The 19,943-nt window shown below is 63.0% G+C and carries 16 protein-coding genes, 1 pseudogene and 1 riboswitch; of the genes and pseudogenes, 6 read left to right on the forward strand and 11 right to left on the reverse strand.

Features of this window, described 5'->3' with window-relative positions; all coding sequences use genetic code 11:
- The first annotated feature begins 410 nt into the window (after nucleotides 1-410).
- The 4 genes from kdpF to kdpC are packed head-to-tail and all read left to right on the forward strand — an operon-like array spanning nucleotide 411 to nucleotide 4,939.
- Nucleotides 411-500 carry a K(+)-transporting ATPase subunit F gene (gene kdpF, locus G7067_RS10435; protein ID WP_166324043.1) on the forward strand — a complete coding sequence of 30 codons (90 nt, stop codon included), beginning with the start codon at nucleotides 411-413 and terminating at the stop codon, nucleotides 498-500.
- Nucleotides 500-2,173 (forward strand): potassium-transporting ATPase subunit KdpA, encoded by a 1,674-nt coding sequence (gene kdpA, locus G7067_RS10440; RefSeq protein ID WP_166324044.1) that lies wholly within the window; start codon nucleotides 500-502, stop codon nucleotides 2,171-2,173. Before kdpF ends, kdpA begins: the two co-directional genes overlap by 1 nt.
- Nucleotides 2,170-4,317 carry a potassium-transporting ATPase subunit KdpB gene (gene kdpB / locus G7067_RS10445; RefSeq protein WP_166324046.1) on the forward strand — a complete coding sequence of 716 codons (2,148 nt, stop codon included), beginning with the start codon at nucleotides 2,170-2,172 and terminating at the stop codon, nucleotides 4,315-4,317. Before kdpA ends, kdpB begins: the two co-directional genes overlap by 4 nt.
- A gap of 10 nt (nucleotides 4,318-4,327) precedes the next feature.
- Nucleotides 4,328-4,939, forward strand: a complete 612-nt coding sequence (kdpC, locus tag G7067_RS10450; RefSeq protein ID WP_166324047.1) for a potassium-transporting ATPase subunit KdpC — start codon at nucleotides 4,328-4,330, stop codon at nucleotides 4,937-4,939.
- Nucleotides 4,940-4,946: 7 nt separating this feature from the next.
- Here kdpC and G7067_RS10455 read toward each other — a convergent pair whose 3' ends face one another.
- Nucleotides 4,947-5,660: an MgtC/SapB family protein gene (locus G7067_RS10455; protein ID WP_166324048.1), complete on the reverse strand. Its 714-nt coding sequence runs from the start codon at nucleotides 5,658-5,660 to the stop codon at nucleotides 4,947-4,949.
- A 128-nt stretch (nucleotides 5,661-5,788) separates the two neighbouring features.
- Nucleotides 5,789-5,958, forward strand: a riboswitch (M-box (ykoK) riboswitch).
- A gap of 307 nt (nucleotides 5,959-6,265) precedes the next feature.
- Here G7067_RS10455 and mgtA point away from each other — a divergent pair.
- Both mgtA and mgtE read left to right on the forward strand, forming a co-directional pair.
- Nucleotides 6,266-9,019 (forward strand): magnesium-translocating P-type ATPase, encoded by a 2,754-nt coding sequence (mgtA, locus tag G7067_RS10460; protein WP_166324050.1) that lies wholly within the window; start codon nucleotides 6,266-6,268, stop codon nucleotides 9,017-9,019.
- A 66-nt stretch (nucleotides 9,020-9,085) separates the two neighbouring features.
- A complete protein-coding gene (gene mgtE, locus G7067_RS10465) occupies nucleotides 9,086-10,441 on the forward strand; it encodes a magnesium transporter (protein ID WP_166324051.1) in 1,356 nt (451 codons plus the stop codon).
- Here the strand turns inward: mgtE and G7067_RS10470 are convergent, their stop codons facing one another.
- The 10 genes and pseudogenes from G7067_RS10470 to G7067_RS10515 form a co-directional block, all read right to left on the reverse strand.
- Nucleotides 10,442-13,396 carry an aminotransferase gene (locus G7067_RS10470; RefSeq protein ID WP_166324053.1) on the reverse strand — a complete coding sequence of 985 codons (2,955 nt, stop codon included), beginning with the start codon at nucleotides 13,394-13,396 and terminating at the stop codon, nucleotides 10,442-10,444.
- 152 nt (nucleotides 13,397-13,548) lie between these two features.
- Complete coding sequence (gene rdgB / locus G7067_RS10475; protein ID WP_166324054.1) at nucleotides 13,549-14,157, reverse strand: RdgB/HAM1 family non-canonical purine NTP pyrophosphatase; 609 nt, start codon at nucleotides 14,155-14,157, stop codon at nucleotides 13,549-13,551.
- Nucleotides 14,158-14,159: 2 nt separating this feature from the next.
- Entirely contained in the window at nucleotides 14,160-14,912 is a 753-nt protein-coding gene (gene rph / locus G7067_RS10480) for a ribonuclease PH (protein ID WP_166324056.1), read from the reverse strand.
- Nucleotides 14,909-15,775, reverse strand: coding sequence for a glutamate racemase (murI, locus tag G7067_RS10485; protein WP_166324058.1), 867 nt, complete (start codon nucleotides 15,773-15,775; stop codon nucleotides 14,909-14,911). Before murI ends, rph begins: the two co-directional genes overlap by 4 nt.
- 9 nt (nucleotides 15,776-15,784) lie before the next feature.
- Nucleotides 15,785-16,483, reverse strand: coding sequence for a ribonuclease HII (locus tag G7067_RS10490; RefSeq protein WP_244301074.1), 699 nt, complete (start codon nucleotides 16,481-16,483; stop codon nucleotides 15,785-15,787).
- The gene (gene lepB, locus G7067_RS10495; RefSeq protein WP_166324060.1) at nucleotides 16,480-17,202 is read right to left on the reverse strand and encodes a signal peptidase I; all 723 of its coding nucleotides are present in this window, start codon (nucleotides 17,200-17,202) and stop codon (nucleotides 16,480-16,482) included. Before lepB ends, G7067_RS10490 begins: the two co-directional genes overlap by 4 nt.
- Before the next feature lie 112 nt (nucleotides 17,203-17,314).
- Complete coding sequence (gene rplS, locus G7067_RS10500; protein ID WP_166324062.1) at nucleotides 17,315-17,662, reverse strand: 50S ribosomal protein L19; 348 nt, start codon at nucleotides 17,660-17,662, stop codon at nucleotides 17,315-17,317.
- A gap of 146 nt (nucleotides 17,663-17,808) precedes the next feature.
- Nucleotides 17,809-18,794, reverse strand: a pseudogene (locus G7067_RS10505) (Fpg/Nei family DNA glycosylase).
- A gap of 17 nt (nucleotides 18,795-18,811) precedes the next feature.
- Nucleotides 18,812-19,303, reverse strand: a complete 492-nt coding sequence (locus tag G7067_RS10510) for a ribose-5-phosphate isomerase (protein ID WP_166324064.1) — start codon at nucleotides 19,301-19,303, stop codon at nucleotides 18,812-18,814.
- A gap of 29 nt (nucleotides 19,304-19,332) precedes the next feature.
- Nucleotides 19,333-19,941: a mycothiol-dependent nitroreductase Rv2466c family protein gene (locus G7067_RS10515; RefSeq protein WP_166324066.1), complete on the reverse strand. Its 609-nt coding sequence runs from the start codon at nucleotides 19,939-19,941 to the stop codon at nucleotides 19,333-19,335.
- Nucleotides 19,942-19,943: the final 2 nt, after the last annotated feature.

A 19,943-nucleotide genomic window follows, 5' to 3' on the forward strand; every position in this document is an offset into this window, starting at 1 on the left:
ATCGACCTACCAAGAGAACGGAATACCGCATCGTCGCAGCGACAGCTCAGGCAGATAAAGGCTGGCGAGATTTAGTTGCTACCCATCGAAATCTGACGGTTGATACTTGGGAATTCCTCACCGCACATCCCTTAAAGCACACTCCCACGAACTATCCGCTTCGAGGAGAACTTGGCACCATCACTCGGAATGGATGTAAACACGCTCGCTGGCAACATAAACCCTCACAGGGCAACGGTGCACGGATCTGGTTCTACGTGGCCGACAACTGTGTTTACCTTGAAAAAGTGCACACCCACCATCCCAATGAAACCTCTTAGCCAACAGCGCAATCCCAACCCAACCCCACCGACTAGCGCCCCACCACCCGAGGACTATGCTCAATGGGCAGTCCTCAAGATGGAGTATGAATGGGCATCATTGACGCCGTGGCCGTAATCATCGGCCTCGGATCGCTGATTTATTTGGGTTACGCACTTCTCAGGCCGGATCGATTCTAATGAACTGGTTTCTGGCAATCTCGTCATTGCTGACGGTCGCGCTGGTCATCGCCCTCGCCTACCGGCCTCTCGGTGACTACATGGCGTGGGTGTTCACCTCGAAAGAGCACTGGCGCATCGAGCGTGTCATCTACAAGCTCTCCGGCGTCGATCCCGAGCGGCAGCAGTCCTGGCGCGCCTATCTGATGTCGATCCTCGGCTTCTCAATCGCCGGTTTCCTGCTGCTGTTTGTGATGCTGCGTTTCCAGAATCTGCTGCCCTACGCGCTCGGCACACCGGCGATGAGTTCGGACCTCGCGTTCAACACCGTCGCGTCGTTCGTCGCAAACACCAACTGGCAGTCGTACTCCCCCGAGCAGTCAATCGGCTACGGCGCGCAGATGGCGGGGCTCGCGGTGCAGAACTTCGTCTCCGCCGCCGTCAGCATGGCCGTCGCTGTGGCACTCATTCGCGGTATCGCCTCGCGCGGTGGGCGAAGCGGGCTCGGCAATTTCTGGGTCGATTTGGTGCGGGCAAACCTGCGGATCCTCCTGCCGATCTCGGTGGTCGCGGCGGTGCTGCTGATCGCTGGCGGGGTGATTCAGAACTTCGCGGGGTTCACCGACGTTGAGACCGTCGCCGGCGCGACACAGTCAATTCCTGGTGGCCCGACCGCCTCGCAAGAGGCCATCAAGATGCTCGGCACCAACGGCGGCGGATTCTTCAACGCCAACTCGGCTCACCCGTTCGAGAACCCGACGCCGTGGACCAACATCCTGCAGACCCTGTTGCTGCTGATCATCCCGTTCACCATGCCGCGCACGGTCGGCACCATGCTGGGCGATCAGCGCGCGGGCTTCGCCCTGCTCTTCACGATGGGCGCACTGTTCCTGCTCGTCTATGCGCCGCTCACCGCATTCGAATTTGCGGGCGCGGGGTCGGCGCCGGAACTCGCGGGCGGTGCGATGGAGGGCAAAGAACAGCGGTTCGGGATCGTCGGATCCACGCTCTTTGCCACCGCGACCACGGGCACGACCGGCGGCGCCGTGAACTCGATGCACGGCTCCTACACCGCGTTTGGCGGGCTAATGCTCATGTTTGACATGATGCTCGGCGAGGTCGCTCCCGGCGGAGCCGGATCCGGCATCTACACGCTGCTGATTCTCATGGTGATCGCCGTGTTCCTCACTGCTCTGCTACTCGGACGCTCTCCTGTATACCTCGGCAAGCGACTCGGCGTGCGGGAGCTCAAGATCGTCAGCATCGCAATTCTCGTGATGCCCACGCTCGCCATCGGCGGGATCGCGGCGAGCTTCGCGATCCCGTCGGTGAAGGCCGAGATCGTCTCGAGTATGGGCAACGAGGGGCCGCACGGGCTCTCCGAGGTGGTCTACGCATTTCTTTCTGCCGCGATCAACAACGGCTCTGCTTTTGCGGGACTCAGCGCCAACACACCGCTTCTCAACTACATGCTCGGCACGGTGATCCTTCTGGGTCGTTTCATTCCGATCGCGCTCGTGCTTGCGCTCGCGGGATCCTTTGCCAAACAAGGCAAAGCCGAGAGCACGCTCGAGCTGCCGCTTCACCGACCACAGTTCGTCATCCTCCTTGCCGGACTGATCGTCTTTATTGCTGTCCCCATGTTCATACCCGTGCTGCTTGCTGGGCCGCTGGCTGAAGGGTTTATCAGATGACCACTCAGATTCCCTCCCCCACGCAGACCCTCGCGGCGAGCAGCAACATCCTCGCGCCGAGCGAGATTCGCGCCGTCCTGATCGATGCCCTCCGCAAGTTCGATCCCCGCTACCTCTGGCGCAACCCCGTGCTGCTCCTCACAGAGGTGGGTGCCGCGCTCACCACTGTCATCGCCATCGCGGAACCATTTCTCGGTGGCGCGAGGCCGTCCGGCGGAACCGTCATGCCGCCCGGCTTCACCTGGGCGCTCGCCCTCGGATTCTGGCTCTGCCTCTACAGCGCCACCCTCGCCGAGTCGATTTCCGAAGGCCGCGGGCGAAAACAAACGCAGTCGCTCCGCCAAGTTCGCACCGACACAATCGCGAAGCGAGTCATTAATTACGATTACGCAAAAGATCGTGGAGCGAAGCACGCCGTCATCGAAGAAGTCGATTCCCACGAACTCAAGGCGGGAGACGTTGTGGTTGTCGAAGCTGGCGACGTGATTCCTGCCGATGGCGAGGTACTGTGGGGCGCAGCCGAGATCGATGAGGCCGAATTCACCGGGCACTCGGGCACCATAATCCGTAAGGCGGGGGGCGACCGCACCGCCGTCACCGGCGGCACCCTCGACCTTTCGGATCGTCTCGTGGTGCGGATCACCGCCTCCTTTGAGGAAAGCACATTCGAGCGCACGATCCGCCTCGCGAGCAAATCCCACCGTAAGAAAGCACCGATCGAGGTCGCTTTCGGTGCGCTCCTCGCGTCCTTCTCACTCTCCTTCGTGATCGTGGCTCTCACGCTCAACTCTGTCGTCTCTCCCGTCGCTCCGCCGGTCTCAATTCCCGTCCTGGTCGCCCTCGTGATCTGTTTGATCCCCACCGAGGTCGCAGCGCTCATGTCGGTGACTGGGATCGCTGGCATGTCACAGCTATTGCGTCGCGGCGTGCTCGTCACCTCAGCGAAGTCCCTCGAGACCGCGGGAGATATTACGACGGTGCTGCTCGACAAGACCGGCACGGTGACGAAGGGTAACCGCAGCGCAATCGAGTTTTTGCCGCTCAGCGGGGTGGACCGTGACGAGCTCATACTTTTTGCCGCGCAGGCATCGATTCAGGATCCAACACCCGAGGGCGAATCCATCGTTCAGCTCGCAGCCAAGACGGGTATTGAACCGCAACTGACCGACCCGGCGAACGTCCGCGCGGTGCCGTTCAGCGCAGCATCGCGGATATCGGGGCTGGATCTCGCGGACGGCACGAAGATACGCAAGGGCGCAGTTGCCGCAACCGTCACCTGGCTCAAACAGCACGGCACCCAGCCGCAGCGGCACGTGATCGATGAACTGCAGACGATCACGCGTGATATTGCCCGCGGCGGCGGCACCCCCCTCGTGGTCGCCATCAAGCCCGGCAGCGGGCCGGGCCGGGCCCTCGGCGTCGTTCATCTTCAAGACGTTGTGAAAGACACCGTGCCGAAGAAGATTAGTCTTCTGCGCGCGCTCGGGATCCGCACCGTGATGGTGACGGGCGATCACGAGCTTGCCGCGAAAGCGATCAGTGAGGAAGCGGGTATCGACGAGTACGTCGGCAATTCGACACCTGAAGACAAGCTTGCCCTGATTGTGCACGAGCAGGAACTCGGGCACCTCGTCGCGATGAGCGGTGACGGCGTCAATGATGCTCCAGCTCTCGCTCAGGCCGACATCGGTATCGCGATGAATAATGCGACCTCGGCAGCCAAAGAGGCCGCCAACATGATCATTCTGGACGACGATCCCGCCCACCTCGTCGACATTATCGAGGTGGGTCGCCGACAGATGTCGACTCGCGGGGCGCTGATGACCTTCAACTTCGCGAACGATGTGGTGAGGTATTTCACGCTCTTTCCGGCGCTGTTTGTTGGGGTGTTTCCCGGGCTCACCGCGCTGAATGTGCTCCAGCTACACTCCCCTGCCTCCGCGATCCTCTCAACCGTGCTGTTTAGCAGTGTGGTGATGGTGATCCTGATCCCGCTCGCCCTGATCGGCGTGCCCTACCGCAGCACAGAACCGGGCTCCGCGCTCACTCGCAATCTCATCGTCAACGGCTTGAGCGGTGTGCTCGTGCCGATTATCGCGATCAAACTCATCGACATGGTCGTGAGTTTGCTGCCGGGATACTGAGGAGGCCCGTATGCCGAAAAAATTAGCCCGCAGGGTCACTCCTCTCTGGACCGGCCTACGCATCGCTCTTCTGCTCACCGTGGTGCTCGGGATCGCGTATCCGCTCCTCGTCACGGGCATCGGGCAGCTGGTATTTCCATCGCAAGCGAATGGCTCGCTGTTACGGGGACCCGACGGCGAGATCGCAGGATCCGCCCTTCTCGGCCAGCGTTTTGAGGCTTCGGACGGATCCCCGCTTCCCGAGTATTTCCAGCCTCGCCCCTCGGTTGCCGGTGACGGCTACGACTCGACGGCCTCGGGAGGCTCGAACCTGGGGCCAGAGAGCCCGGAACTCATCGCCGAGGTATCTGCGCGCAGGGACGCGATTGCCGAGTTCAACGGTGTTGATCCGTCCGAGGTGCCTGCCGACGCCGTCACAGCGTCAGGATCGGGCCTCGACCCGCACATCAGCGTCGACTACGCCTATCTCCAGGCCGCCCGCGTGGCAGAGGCCAGAGGCGTACCCCTGGGCACCGTCACCGCACTGCTCGATGCATACACGACCGGACGCGATGCAGGGTTTATGGGCGAGCGCCGCGTGAACGTCGTCGAGCTGAACCTGGCGCTCGACGCGCTGAGGTAACAGCCCCTCAGTCAACCCCGGAGAGATCGTCAGCGCTCCACCGCACGCTCAACACCTCGGGTGCCTCAATCACCTCGGCGATGGCCTGCTCGATCTCGCTGTCGTTGCGCTTTGCAGAGTGAACGATGGCAGAGATCACCACAACGTCCTCGGGGAGGTCAGTCGCAGCGATGGATTTGACGACCAGTTCAGGGCGGTGCACCGCCCGGAATACCGCGGCGCGGATCGTCACCTCATGCTCCCGCATGCATCGCACTTCAAAGGTGTACTCCGACTCCGTACTTTCCTTAAACCCGGGACTCACCCGTCTATCGAGCAGTCGACCAAGGGGCCGAAGTAGCGTGTTTGCCGCCATGATCGTGACCGTACCGACGGCGGCAATCCACATCAGCCCACCACCAGCGAGCGCCCCGACAGCGGCAGACGCCCACAGCGTCGCGGCGGTATTGAGCCCGGAGATCGAGGCACCCTGTTTCATGATGACGCCGGCACCCAAGAATCCGATGCCTGACACAATCTGTGCGGCAACGCGGGTTGGATCAGCATCGGTGCCCGAGAAACTGTACGCCCCCATGATGACGAACAGCGCAGCGCCGAGACTCACCAGCGCGTTCGTGCGTATTCCCGCGGTCCGCGATCGCCACTGGCGCTCAATTCCGATAAGCGCGCCGAGGCTGATGCTCGCGCCAATTCGCAGGGTAATGTCGATCCAGTCGATCATGGTGATCCTCACAGCTGGTGGTGACACAGTGCGTCAGACCGTGTCAGACGTGGCAATCTTGCGCCCGGTTGGAGGCCCTCGCGTCGATTAAATTGACAACAGTAGGGCTGGGGTCTATTCTTACACACGCAGCACCTCGTTAGGCGAGGCTCCTGCGCGAACAAAGGCCACTGATCTGACGACATCGAGAGATGCCCAAGGTTAGGACAGGTTTCCCCGGGTTAAGGGGTCACCCAAAGTGGCTTCCAAATTTTGGATCACGTCGCGCAGTGTCGAAGCTCTTACGTGGAGGTGACTGTGAATCGCTCCACTTCGGTAGAACGATGAGCAGTGTGATCGTTTCGACGATCACGGTTTGTGATGGGCAGAGCTACTGTACCCCTGCCCGATTGAACGCAGGAGGTGATCCGGCATGGACGACCCGCCCAATTTATTGAGTTCTGTATTGCGTCCCACCCCGGTCCTCACCGGCCAAGGGACAACCCGCCTGTAGCACAGGCTCGGCGCACCGCCATCGGATCCACGATCCGCTATTTGGCGTGCCCAATTCCCAAGATTCTCGTGTGCGCCCCTCAGGGTGTACGTCACGAAAGGCCTGATCAGGCATGAACACGTTGAACTCAACGAGCGGCCAGACCGCCACAGCAGTTCTGTCCTCGCCGCCGCCCCGCAAGGGCAAGAAGCAGCGCGGACGGGCAAACCAGGGAGAAGAGCGCCGCGCACTCCTCTCCGACACCCAACAGACAATGTTGCGCGACGCCGCACTCGCCGCACCCGAGACCGCACTCAGCACCATGGGCGGCACCATTGAGGGTCTTACGGCAGTGCAGGTCGAAGAACGCCAGGAACGTTACGGCCTGAACGAGGTCAGCCACGACAAGCCGGCCCCCGCGATCCTGCAGTTCCTGGCGACGTTTAAGAACCCCTTCATTGTCATCTTGATGTTCCTCGTCACCATCATGGTGTTCACGGACATCATCTGGGCTGACCCCGAGGAAGGACCCGAATACACGGGCGTCATCACCATCTCCGTGATGGTGCTCGCGAGCGCGATCCTGCGATTCTGGCAGGAGTACCGCTCGAGCCGTTCAGCCGAAGCTCTGAAGGCGATGGTCCGCACGACCGCCGCCGTGACCCGCTCGCAGAAGGGCGTCGCAGTCACCCGCGAGCTGCCGATCGAAGAGATCATGCCGGGTGACATCATCCAGCTCGCCGCGGGCGATATGATCCCCGCGGACGTCCGCCTGCTGCGTTCCAAGGACCTGCAGCTGAACCAGGCGATGCTGACGGGCGAATCACTGCCGACGGAGAAGACGCCGGAGCCCATGCTTGAGCTCGATACCAAGGATCTGCTCGACGCCACCAACATCGGCTTCATGGGCACCTCCGTGGTCAGCGGTTCGGGCACCGCGGTCGTGCTCGGCACCGGGAGCAACAGCTACTTCGGCAGCATGGCCTCGAGCCTCAGCAGCACCCGCCCCGAGACGAGCTTCGACAAGGGCATCCGCAACGTCACCTTCCTGCTCATCAAGTTCATGCTGTTCATGGTGCCGTGTGTGTTCATCATCAACGGCCTGACCAAGGACTGGACGAGCGCCTTCCTGTTTGCCGTCACCGTTGCGGTGGGCATGACCCCCGAGATGCTGCCGCTGATCGTCACGGCGAACCTCGCCAAGGGCGCACAGTTCATGGCAAAGCGCAAAGTCATCGTGAAGCGCCTCAACAGCATCCAGAACTTCGGTGCGATGGATGTGCTCTGCACCGACAAGACCGGAACCCTCACCGAGGATCGCATCGTGCTGGAGCGCCACCTCGATCTCAACGGCGATACTTCCGAAGAGATCCTGCAGCTCGCGACCGCGAACGCGCACTTCCAGACCGGGCTGCGTAACCTCCTCGATCGTGCGATCATCGACGCCGGCGCGGGTTCCGTGCTCGACCGGGTCCTGACCGACTACGAGCTGGTTGACGAGATGCCGTTCGACTTCGTGCGGCGGCGGATGTCGGTGGTGGTCAGCGATGCCGAACAGCACCTCATCATCACCAAGGGTGCCGCGGAGGAAGTAATGTCGGTGTGCACCTCCGAGCGTCGCGGCGACGAAGTGCGTGAGTTGACCACCGAGCGCAAGCTTGAGATCAACGCACTTATCGCGGAAAACAACAAGCTCGGCATGCGGGTGCTCGCGCTCGCAACACGGAGCGTGCGGCCGATCCCCGAGCGGGGCACTGAGGCAGACTACTTCACGAGCGATGAGCGCGACATGACCCTCGTCGGTCTGCTCGCCTTCCTTGACCCGCCCAAGGCTTCGGCATCCGATGCGATCGAAAAGATCCAGGCGTACGGCACGCAGGTGAAGGTCATCACGGGCGACAACGAGCTGGTTGCCGCGACGGTCTGCCGCGAGGTCGGGATCGACGTCGGCACCGTGGTGCTCGGCAGCGCGATCGATGATTTGTCGATGGAAGAGCTGACGGAGCTGGCGGAGCGGACCACAGTGTTCGCGAAGGTCAACCCGCTGCAGAAGGCACGCATCGTCGAGGCGATCCGCGCTGGGGATCACGTCGTCGGCTTCCTCGGTGATGGCATCAACGACGCGGCAGCGCTGCGCACGGCGGACGTCGGCATCTCCGTCGACACCGCGGTCGATATCGCGAAGGAGTCAGCTGACATCATCCTGCTGGAGAAGGATCTGGGCGTGCTCGAAGAGGGCATCATTGAGGGCCGCCGCACATTCGGGAACACCATCAAGTACATCAAGATGACGGCGTCGTCGAACTTCGGCAACATGTTCTCGGTACTTGTCGCGAGCGCCATGCTGCCGTTCATCCCGATGATCCCGCTCGTGGTGCTGGTGCAGAACCTGTCTTACGATCTCTCGATGCTCACCGTCACCTGGGACAAGATGGATGACGAGTACCTGCGCAAGCCCCGCAAGTGGGAGACGAAGAGCCTCGCACAGTTCATGATCCGGATCGGACCCATCAGCTCGATCTTCGACATCACCACCTTCGCACTGATGTGGTTCATCTTCCAGGCGAACACCGTCGGCGACGCGTCGCTCTTCCAGTCCGGTTGGTTCATCGAGTCGCTGCTGTCGCAGACTCTGATCGTGCACATGATCCGCACCAAGAAGATTCCGTTCATTCAGTCAACGGCCGCCTGGCCTGTACTGGTCGCGACTTCGATCGTGTGTGTCTTTGGTCTGATCCTGCCATTCTCGGGTTGGGGTCAGTCGCTCGGCCTGGTGCCGCTGCCCTGGAGCTACTTCCCGTGGCTGATCGGTACGCTGCTCGCTTACATGGGACTGACGCAGTTCCTGAAAGTCCGCTTCGTGAAGAAGTTTGGCACCTGGCTCTAACCCTGCCTCGACTGATACTTTCGGCTGATACACGTACTTCGCGTGTATCAGCCGAAAGTGTTTGCCATGACCATTCACACCGAACAGCTCGATCAGCTCATCGATCGCATCCCGCAGCAACTCGAGAGCCGCGAACTCGCCCCGATCACTGCCGAACTCACAGAACTGTCGTCACCGGATCTGGTGGTGGTGTTCGAGCATCTTTCGGTGCAGCACCGCGCGATGGCGCATCGGCTGTTGCCGAAGGATCGTGCACTCGAGGTGTTCGAGGCGCTTGATCCTGCGCTGCAGAGCGACCTCCTCACCGCGCTGCAGGCACCGGAGGTCGCCCAACTATTCGCGGAGCTTGATCCCGATGACCGCATGTGGCTGCTCGACGAAGTACCCGCCGCGCTTGCTGCCAGGCTCCTGAGCGGTCTTCCCGCCGAAGAGCGCGCTTTGACCGCCGGGTTGCTCGGATATCCACAAGACAGCGTCGGGCGCCGTATGACACCCGAGATGGTGAGCACCCACGTTGGGACAACGGTCGCGGCGACGATGCAGAGGGTGCGTGATCGTCTCGCAGACGCCGAAACGATCTACACAATCCCGGTACTCGATCACGGCCGCAAAGTGGTTGGGGTCATTAGCCTGCGGGATCTGCTTGGTGCCACAGATGACACCCTGGTCGAGCATCTCATGCAGGCCCCTCACACCGCAGAGGCAACCCTCGACGCCGAACACGCAGCTCGGCTCTGTGTCGACCTGCGGTTACTCGCCATGCCGATCGTCGACAGCGAGAACCGTCTCGTTGGCATGCTCACCATTGATGACGCGGCACGTATCGTCGAGATCGAGGAGAACGAGGATTCGGCGCGCCAGGGCGGTGTCGAACCGCTGAATCGACCGTACCTTTCGACCCCGGTATTCACCATCGTACGCTCGCGCGTGGTGTGGTTGCTGGTGCTCGCGCTCGGTGCGGCGTTGACCGTGCAGGTGCTTTCTGCCTTTGAGGCGACAATCGAACAGGTCACGGCCCTCGCCCTGTTTGTGCCGCTGCTCATTGGCACGGGCGGCAACACCGGCAATCAGGCCGCCACCACGGTGACCCGAGCCCTCGCGCTTGGTGATGTCAGGCCGCGGGATCTTGCGCGCGTGCTCGGCAAGGAAGTACGCACGGGCGCAATGCTCGGCCTGCTCCTCGGGTGCATGGGGTTCGGGATCACCGCTGTCTTCTTCAGCCCAGACATCGGTGTGGTGATCGGACTCACCCTCCTCGCCGTCTGCACGGTCGCTGCCTCGGTCGGCGGGGTGATGCCGCTGGCCGCGCGAGCAATCAAGGTGGATCCTGCGGTATTTTCAAATCCGTTCATCACGACGTTTGTGGACGCCACAGGCCTGATCATCTACTTCCTGATCGCCCGTACGGTGCTGCAGCTGTAGCTACCACCCCTCGGTGAGGACCCGATCGAGCGCAGACACGACGTAGTCGGCACTCTCAGCGGTGAGACACAGCGGGGGCTTCACCTTCAGCACGTTGGAGCGCTCGGAGGTCGTAAGCACCACGACCCCGAGTTCCTTCAGGCGCTCACAGATCGCAGCCGCCTCAGCGGTCGCGGGTTCCATGGTGTCGCGATCCCGCACCAGCTCAACACCGAGGTACAGACCCTCGCCGTGCACCGGCCCGATGATGGCGTGACGCTCGGCGAGCCCACGGAAGCCTGCCGCGAGCCGCGCCCCCACTACTCGAGCGTTCTCCTGTAGGCCTTCCGCCGCCATCGCGTCGAGCACGGCCAGCCCCACTCGGCAGCTCAGGGGATTACCACCTGCGGAGGCAAAAAACTGCCCCTGGGTTGCGAGCGCATCAGCGATCCGCTTCGAAGTAATGACGCCACCGATCGGGAATCCGTTGCCCATTGGCTTCGCGATCGTGATGATGTCGGGGCTGACCCCCGACTGTTCGAAGCCCCAGAAGCTCGACCCCATGCGACCAAAGCCCACCTGGACCTCGTCGGCGATGCACAGACCGCCCGCGGCACGCACTCGCGCATAAGTGTCCGCGAGATACCCCTCGGGCAGCAACACGCCACCGGCATTGCCGAGCACCGACTCGCAGATGAACGCGGCCGGCGCCCGCCCCTCGGCGGCGAGCTGCGCAAGATCCCGCCCCAGGTCTGCAGCGTACTGGGCCCCGGTCGCCTCGCCGCGGTAGGTTCCACGGTAACGGTTCGGCACGTCGGCGACGTGCACCCAGTCGGGCCGGTTTTCGAGTGCATAGGGGTTGTCGTAAGCGGAAGTCGTCACTGCATCGGAGGCCATCGTCCAGCCGTGGTAGGCCTCGCGCAGTGCGACAACGGTCTTGCGTCCGGTCGCGGCCTGGGCGAGCCGCAGCGCCAGATCCACCGCCTCCGAGCCGCTGTTGACCAGCAAGACGGTATCGAGTTCGCTCCCCGCGGGCAGCAGCGCAAGCAGCCGCTCACTGTACTCGGCGAGTTCGCGGTAGAGGAAGCGCGAATTGGTGTTCAGGATCCGGATCTGCCGGTTCACCGCGTCCGCGACGCCGGGGTGGCCGTGCCCCAGTCCCGTGACGTTGTTGACCATGTCGATGTAGGCGCGCCCGGTCGTGTCAACCAGGTGGTGCCGCCAACCGCGCTCGATCTGCATGGGGCGCTCATAGTAGCGCTCCTGCGCACTCGCAAAGATCTGTTCGCGGCGGGCGAGCTCGGCGGCCGATTCGTCGTGCTGCGCAAGCTGCGGCAGTCCGAGGATCGCGGCGGGGTCGTGCGTGAAGCGTGACCATGCGGGCACGCGCTCCGGCGTCACGAGGGCAGCGCGGTTCTCGTCGAATTCGACCGTGTCATGAACATCGGCGCGACGCAGCCCCACCGCGAGTGAACGCGGTTCCGTGCTCTCGTGCAGCGAAGCGATCGCGTCGCCCGCAGCGAGTTCGGTTCCGAGTGACAGGCTGTGCTGGATCCCGCGCAGCGCAAGCACCCAGCCATCGCCGGTCTCGATCCGCAAGGTGCCAGCGTCGACGTTGATGACCCGGCCGGCAGCGGGTGCGGTCACGGAGAAGGAGCCGCCGGCAGGCAGCCACACTTCAGCGTCGATGGGCCAGGTTGCCGCAGCGTCTGGTGTATCGACGACAGTCCTCGTCATGCGGTAAACCCCGTACGGCAGCACTGCGGCCGGCGCGCCATCGGCGAAGGCGCGCATGATGAGCTGCTCCTCCGCGTCTGACGCCTGCCACTTTCCGGCTTCCAGAGCCTCGCTCTCCACACCGGGATCAAGCACCGCCACCTTGCCGGTGAGTCCCGGCAGCAGGGCGCGCAAAGGATCTCCTGCAACACTCTGAGGCTCCGGCATGGTAACCGCAATACCCAAGCGCGCGAGCACCTGCTCGGTCATCTCGGCGAGCGGCAGTAGCGTCGCAGAATCGAAGATCGCCTGCTCCCCCGCGATCCGCTCACGCGCATACTCGTTGTCGCCGTCGATCTCGAGCTGGCGCCAGCCGCTCGCAACGAGCAGCGCGGCCCGAAGCACGATAAGCGGCCACAGTGCACGCGCCTCAGTCTCATGTAGCGGAGCATCACGGTGGAAGGCGCTGACGGCATCGAGGAGCCGCAGCGGACGCGCGGGCTCGTGGTGCAGCAGCGACGAACAAGTCACGGCGAGTTCGGCAACGCGCCACCCCATACCGAGATCCCCGAGGTCGAGCACGGTGTGGGGGTGCAGGCGCGTGTCGCTGCCACGGCGCCCCATGACGTTGTCATCGGTGAGATCACCGTGGATCGCCTGCACCGGCAGTGCGCTCTGCACCGCGGACAGCGCGGCATTGGCCGCCTCCGCGGCGGCGATCACCCGATCCCGCAGCGGGGCATCGGTGATCGAGGCGGCGAGCCCCATCGTCTCCGCGTACGCGACACGCATGTCCCACATCTGCGCGCGTTCAAGGCCGGGATGCGTCAGCCCGGCGAGTGCGTTCACCGAGGCAGCAGCCAGTGCCCCAAACTCTTCGATGACGATCGGCGCAAAATAGCCCGCGTCGACCATCGGCTCACCTTCGGCAAACTCGCTGCGGCGCGCCGCAAATCCGCCCCAGCTTTGCGTTAGCTCGCCATCAAGCCCGGGCAGCACACTCGCGACGGCCACACCGGCAGCCCGGTAGGCATCGAGCGCGGCGTGCTGCGCGTCTCGTGCGGCATCTTCAAAGACCGGATTGTCGATCCGCAACACACTGCGTGAACCGTCTGTAGCAACCAGGGCAAAGTTGCGATCCTGGTTGCTACCCAGCTCTCGAACCTGCACGTCGAGGCCGTAGCACTCGCGGGCAATCATTGCGGCATCTGCTTCTGAAATTTCCGGGCGCACCAAGCCGCCCGACGGAACTGTCGACATACACTTCTCCCAATGAGTGAACAATCAAGTGGGGTGTGTTGGGTGCCGGATTCGCGGTTGTGGGGCCACTGCGAATGCACACAGGCCCGGGCAGATCTGCCCACGAGCCCAGGTTCGGTCGAATTATGCGCGCGAACGCAAAACGACAGTGTCTAGGCTAGCCGCTCCACGATCTCGGGCGCAAGCGCACTGAACGCACGGGTGCGGTGCGACAGAGCGTCCTTTTCGGGCGCGGTGAGTTCGGCGGCCGAGCGAGTCTCCCCCTCCGGCTGAAACACGGGATCGTAACCAAAGCCGTGCTCGCCGTGCGGCTCACGCAGCACGCGCCCCGGCCACACACCCAGCTTCACTGTCTCGTGAGCATCGCCATCGTTGCCGGGCACCACCAACGCTGCCGCACACACGAAACCCGCAGCGCGGTGCTCGTCGGCAACGTCAGTCAACTGCCACAGCAGCAAATCAACATTTGCCCGGTCACTGCGCGCCGGTCCACCCCAGCGCGCCGAGAAGATGCCCGGAGAACCGCCGAGCACATCAACAGCGATCCCCGAGTCGTCGGCGATCGCGGGAAGGCCAGTGTGAGCGGCTGCCGCGCGCGCCTTGAGTAACGCGTTGTCAGCAAAGCTCAGCCCGTTCTCGATCGGCTCGGGCCCGTCGTAACCGACAAGCTCGATCCCCGGGATCAACGGGCCGAGGATCCGGCGCAACTCCTCGAGCTTGTGTGCGTTGTGGGAGGCGAGGACCACCGTGCGCGCAGTCATGGTTAGCGACTCTCCGCCAGAGCCTCTGCGAGGACCTTCCCCTGCAACAGGGTCAGTTCGGCCGCACTGACGAGCGCAAGATCAAGCAGTGCGTCAAGCTCTGCACGCTTGAACGGCATGCCCTCGGCGGTGCCCTGCACCTCGATGAAGTCGCCGGATCCGGTGACCACCACATTCATGTCCGTCTCCGCGCGCGAGTCCTCGACGTAGGCGAGATCACTCATCGGCGTACCGCCGACGATCCCGACCGACACGGCTGCAACGCTGTCGGTCAGCGGCGCGGCATTCTTCGCAATGTGTCCCTCGGCGCGGGCCCAGGCGATCGCATCAGCGAGAGCAACATACCCTCCGGTGATCGACGCGGTGCGGGTGCCGCCGTCTGCCTGCAACACATCGCAGTCAATCACAATCGTGTTCTCACCGAGCGCTTTCGTGTCGATCACAGCGCGCAAGCTGCGGCCGATCAGTCGCGAAATCTCGTGGGTGCGACCACCAATCTTGCCGCGCACCGATTCACGCTGCATGCGCTCGTTCGTGGACCGCGGCAGCATCGAATACTCGGCCGTGACCCAGCCGGTACCCTGACCCTTCAACCAGCGCGGTACCCCGGGCGTAAACGACGCGGTGCAGAGCACGCGGGTGTTCCCAAAGGAGATGAGTGCACTGCCCTCGGCCTGAGCGCTCCAACCTCGCTCAATCGCGACCGGACGCATCTGCGAGTTCTTGCGCCCATCGGCGCGGACAGTTTCGGTCATTCGGATCCTCCAGGGGTATCGACAGAGTAAACGGGCAGTTGAATCGCCCCGGTTGAAAGTAGGTCTACGGTTTCGATCCCGATGCCCAGCATGCGCTGGGCAAGATCGACAAATTCTGCGGTATCAGTGCCGGTAGCTTCGTAGCGAAGCTCGGGCTCAGTGGGCGCGGTGCGCAGCAGGTCAAGCTCGGTGAGTGTGCGGTACACCTCGTTCGCGGTCTCAATGTCGCTCGACACGAGGGCAACGCCGCGGCCCATCACCTGCGCGATTGCTCCGCGCAGGAATGGGTAGTGTGTGCAGCCAAGCACGAGCGTGTCAACACCCTGGTCGACCAACGGCGCCAGGTATTCTTCAGCCACGGCAAGCACCTCGGGGCCACTCGTCTCGCCGGCCTCGACCAGCTCAACGAAGCGCGGACAGGCGACGGCGCTCAGGGTAATCTCCGGGCGCACAGCGAACAGGTCGTCATACGCGCGGGACTGGATCGTGCCCGTCGTGCCAATGAGCCCTACCTTCCGGTTGCGAGTAATTGATGCTGCACTTCGCACGGTCGGCGCGATCACCTCTATCACGGGCACGGCATAGCGCTCTCGCGCGTCACGCAACACTGCAGCCGAAGCCGTGTTGCACGCGATCACGAGCATCTTCACGCCCTGGCTGACGAGGTCGTCAAGGATCTCGAGCGCAAACTGACGCACCTCCGCGATGGGGCGCGGGCCGTAGGGCGTGCGAGCCGTGTCACCGACGTAAATCATCGACTCGTTCGGGAGCTGATCCCGAATCGCCCGCGCCACGGTGAGTCCGCCTACACCGGAGTCAAAGACCCCAATGGGTGCCTCCGGTGATAGCTCAGCTGTACGCACCAGACAAGCCTATCGCTCGGTCTGAGTTCCGGCCTTAATCCAGCTGTGCCGGTGCAACTCGGTGAGGCCGTGTGATTCGATTCCCGCGTAGTGCGCCTTCGCGCCGTAGCCCTTGTTCGAGCCCCAGCAGTACTCCGGGTGCACGTCATCGGCCTCACGCATGAGCGAGTCACGCGCCACCTTCGCTCGCACCGAGGCCGCCGCGACGCTCGCACAGCTGCGATCGGCCCCAACTTTTGTGCGCACATCGAGTGGTTTGCGCAGGCACGGGGTCAACCAGTCCTGGTTGCCATCGAGCAGGATCACCGCAGTGTCGACACTCACTCCCGCACGGTGAAGTTCGAGCAGTGCCCTCCGGGCAGCCTCCCCCAGCATGGCCGTGATCCCGTGCTCGTCGATCTCTTCGGCGCTCGCGTAGCCCACGGCCCCCGCACCCCACTCCTCGATGAGCGGCGCAAGCGCGTCGCGCCGCTTCTCGCTCAGCAGCTTGGAATCTCGCAGACCCTCAGGAAAAGTGCTCGTGCCCACTGCGACTGCGTGGGCGCCGACCGCAACAGGGCCAGCGATCGCGCCACGGCCAACCTCGTCCATGCCGATGACGAGCGTCGCCCCCTCGGCAAAGAGTGCCGCCTCTGTGTCAAGGGTAGGATCCTTCGAGACCACGGTCTGAGCTTCAGGATCGACCGCGGCAGCCTTCCCGGCCGTCACTTCGAGGTTTTCGCTTCCTCAACCCCCGTGAACGTGCCCTCGGGCGTGCCGAGCCAACTAAAGCGATTCAGCGGCCAGTTGAGCACGAAGGCTCGCCCGACGATCTCATCCTCGGGCACAAAGCCCTTGCCGGGCTGATCCTGGTTGTAGCGCGAATCTTTGCTCGCGTAGCGGTTGTCGCCCATCACCCACACGGATCCCTCGGGGACGGTGACATCGAAGTCAATGGCGGAGGCCCGTTTCTCACCCTGCGGAATCACCGCGTAGGGTTCGTCGATCGGCACGCCGTTGACCATCACGCGGCCCTGGGCATCGCAACAAGAGACTCGGTCCCCTCCGATCCCGATGACGCGCTTCACCACGTACTCATCGCTCGTGTCGGCCGCGAGTCCCACCGCTTGCAGCACCTTCTCAAAGCCCTGAGGTGGCAGATTGCCGCTCGGGTGCAGCCAACCACCCGGATCTTTGAACACCACGATGTCGCCGCGCTGCACACCGACAACGTCGGGCACGAGCTGGTTGACGAGGATCCGATCGTTCACCATGAGCGTCTGTTCCATCGACGGCGAAGGAATGTAGAAGCTGCGCACCAGAAATGTCTTCAGCAGGAACGACACCAAAAAGGCGACCACCAAAATGATGATGAGGTCACGTAGGAAGCCGAACAGACCTCCACGACGATGCCGTCGACGAGGCTCAGAGGCCACGGTTTCGCTCATTACTGCTCCATGCTTCAGGTACGGCTTCTACAGACACTTCAGGCTCCCATCCCTGACAGGGGGAGCCTGAGAGTGTCACAGACTTCTTTGAAAAGTCCGAGAGGAAACGCGACTAGATCTCGCGCTTCTCCTTGATCTTGGCCTTCTTACCGGTGAGGCCACGCAGGTAGTAAAGCTTTGCACGACGGACATCACCGCGGGTGACAACCTCGATCTTGTCGATCGCAGGCGAGTGCAGCGGGAACTTACGCTCCACACCCACCTGGAAGCTGATCTTGCGAACGGTGAAAGTCTCGCGGACGCCCTCGCCGTGGCGGGAAATCACAACACCCTGGAACACCTGGATACGTGAACGGTTGCCTTCAACGATGTTGACGTGCACCTTGACGTTATCGCCGGCACGGAACGCGGGAATGTCACTCTTGAGCGACGCGGCATCGACGTGGTCGAGCTTCTGCATGATGGTCTCTCTCTGCGGCCGCCACAAGTCGGAACGCGGAATTCGATAAGTAAAAGTTGATGAGCTCACGGTCTGTGCGGACCCTCGTGGCAGTGACGCACCGTGGCACAAGGATCTATTATGTCACAGTTCTGGGGTCTTGCGCGTCAGGCTTGGCACCCCGGACACCAGTACAGCTTCCTGGCACCGATCTCCTCGAGCACGATGTTGGTGCCGCAGCGTTTACAGGGAGTTCCCTCAAGTTTGTACACCCAGTGGCGCTCGTCGCGATCCCGAAGCGCCCGCACATAATCGTCGCCCGTGAGCCCGTCGATCGTGATCATCTGCCCCACCGTGATGCCGATTTCTAGCAGCTGCGCCCAGTCATCCCACATCGCAGCGAGGGCATCTTCGCCGACTTCATTCGCGGGAGTGTGTGGATTCAACGCGGCGCGAAACAGCATCTCCGCGCGGTACACATTGCCAATACCGGCAACGACCGACTGATCCATCAGCACCAACCCAATGGGGGTCTTCTTCTTCGCGGCTCGCTCGATGAAACGTCGCTTTTCTGCTTCCGTGTTGGCGTTCGCAGGATCCGGGCCGAGGCGTTGCCGCACCGCTTCCACTTCCGCGGGCGTCTGCACCTCACACACGGTCGGCCCGCGCAGATCCGCGCACACCGTGTCGTTCAGCAGCCGCACCCGCACCTGGCCGACCGGCTCCGGCGGGAAGCTCTCAAGCGCTGTGCCCTCGCGGTCTTCCTCCGCCATGCGCACGCGTGTGCGTCTCGGCGCACCAATCGAGGTGACCGAGTCTTCGCCGGCGTGATCGACCGCGCCCGCCATGCCGGTCTGGCCCAGTTTCGAGTGCCCGGGAGTCTGCCCGTGAATCTGGATCGACGGATCCACCCGAACATCCCCCGAAAAATCCCAGGCTCCGTAGATACCCAGGTGTACCCGCAGCCACAGCCCCCCTCAAACTCGAGAAACATTTGCTTCCCCACGGCGCGAGCGTCGGTCATTTCGCGGCGGTTCAGGATCGCGGCGCCCTCGGCAAAGCGCCCCTGCGGGCTCGACACCTCTGGCGCGGTACCAACAAAATTGGCCGCGAACTGGCGTGCGATGCGATGTACGGAATGTCCCTCTGGCATGGCTACGGACTATCGGGCTACAGCGCGTCGACCTGTTTACCCGCGATCGCGCCCGTGCGCTCGTACTCCCCTAACTGGGAGATGCGACGCACGTGACGCTCGTCCTCAGTGAACGGCGTATCGATAAACGTGTCGATGAACCGGATCGCATCCTCAACCGGGTGCTGGCGGGCGCCAATCGAGATGACGTTCGCATTGTTGTGCTCGCGCGCTAGCGTCGCTGTCGACTCGTTCCACACAAGGGCGGCGCGGATCCCCTCGACCTTGTTCGCCGCCATCTGCTCACCGTTGCCGGAGCCACCAAACACCACTCCCAGCGCCGGAACCCCCGCACGCTCATCACGCGCCACCCCCAACGCCGCGTTGATGCAGAACGACGGGTAGTCGTCGAGCGCGTCATACTCAGCGGGCCCGTGATCGACGACCTCGAATCCTCTCCCCTGCAGATGCTGCTGCAGCTGCTGGCTAAATTCGAGTCCGGCGTGGTCTGTGGCTACGTGAATGCGCATGCGGGTAATTGTAGCGGCGGGATCCCCGATCAAAACTGCGGACCGGCGGTCCTGCCACGCTTCAGCTCGTAGAAACCGGGCACGCCGGCCGCCATCACGATCCCGTCCCACAAACGCAGTGCATCTTCGCCCGTCGGCGCCGGAGTTACCACGGGCCCAAAGAAAGCGACCCCGTTGACGGAGATAATCGGCACGCCCACGTCGGGTCCCGCGATCGCCATTGCGTGATCGGTGTTCGCACGTAATTGCGCATCAAGGCTGTCATCTTCAGCGGCCGCGGCAAGTTCCGCGGGAAGCGAGAGCTCTGCGAGGGACGCAGAGATGATTGCGTCGGTGTCTGTTTGCCCGCCCGGGTGAATGCGCGTACCGAAGGCCGTATAAAGTTTTCCGACGACGTCCTCACCGTGCGCCCGCCGCGCTGCTTCAACGACACGACCGAGCCTGAGGCCTTGGCGGTGAAACTCACCGTGGGAACCCTGGTCTTCTTGACCCTCATTAATGATCGCGAGACTAATCGGGTGCCAAGCAATGCTGAACCCGCGGGCATCGGCGACCTCGCTGGCCCAGCGGCTCGTCATCCAGCACCACGGGCAGATCGGATCAAACCAGAACTCAACAACGGGGGCTTCGGTAGTCATGC

The sequence above is a fragment of the Leucobacter insecticola genome (genome assembly GCF_011382965.1).
Taxonomy (GTDB): domain Bacteria; phylum Actinomycetota; class Actinomycetes; order Actinomycetales; family Microbacteriaceae; genus Leucobacter; species Leucobacter insecticola.

Coding starts and splice junctions, on each gene's coding strand:
- kdpF (WP_166324043.1), top strand. CDS start 411: ATGGGCATCATTGACGCCGTGGCCGTAATCATCGGCCTCGGATCGCTG.
- kdpA (WP_166324044.1), top strand. CDS start 500: ATGAACTGGTTTCTGGCAATCTCGTCATTGCTGACGGTCGCGCTGGTC.
- G7067_RS10455 (WP_166324048.1), bottom strand. CDS start 5,660: ATGATCGACTGGATCGACATTACCCTGCGAATTGGCGCGAGCATCAGC.
- kdpB (WP_166324046.1), top strand. CDS start 2,170: ATGACCACTCAGATTCCCTCCCCCACGCAGACCCTCGCGGCGAGCAGC.
- rph (WP_166324056.1), bottom strand. CDS start 14,912: ATGACCGAAACTGTCCGCGCCGATGGGCGCAAGAACTCGCAGATGCGT.
- rplS (WP_166324062.1), bottom strand. CDS start 17,662: ATGCAGAAGCTCGACCACGTCGATGCCGCGTCGCTCAAGAGTGACATT.
- G7067_RS10470 (WP_166324053.1), bottom strand. CDS start 13,396: ATGTCGACAGTTCCGTCGGGCGGCTTGGTGCGCCCGGAAATTTCAGAA.
- mgtE (WP_166324051.1), top strand. CDS start 9,086: ATGACCATTCACACCGAACAGCTCGATCAGCTCATCGATCGCATCCCG.
- mgtA (WP_166324050.1), top strand. CDS start 6,266: ATGAACACGTTGAACTCAACGAGCGGCCAGACCGCCACAGCAGTTCTG.
- kdpC (WP_166324047.1), top strand. CDS start 4,328: ATGCCGAAAAAATTAGCCCGCAGGGTCACTCCTCTCTGGACCGGCCTA.
- lepB (WP_166324060.1), bottom strand. CDS start 17,202: ATGAGCGAAACCGTGGCCTCTGAGCCTCGTCGACGGCATCGTCGTGGA.
- G7067_RS10515 (WP_166324066.1), bottom strand. CDS start 19,941: ATGACTACCGAAGCCCCCGTTGTTGAGTTCTGGTTTGATCCGATCTGC.
- G7067_RS10510 (WP_166324064.1), bottom strand. CDS start 19,303: ATGCGCATTCACGTAGCCACAGACCACGCCGGACTCGAATTTAGCCAG.
- rdgB (WP_166324054.1), bottom strand. CDS start 14,157: ATGACTGCGCGCACGGTGGTCCTCGCCTCCCACAACGCACACAAGCTC.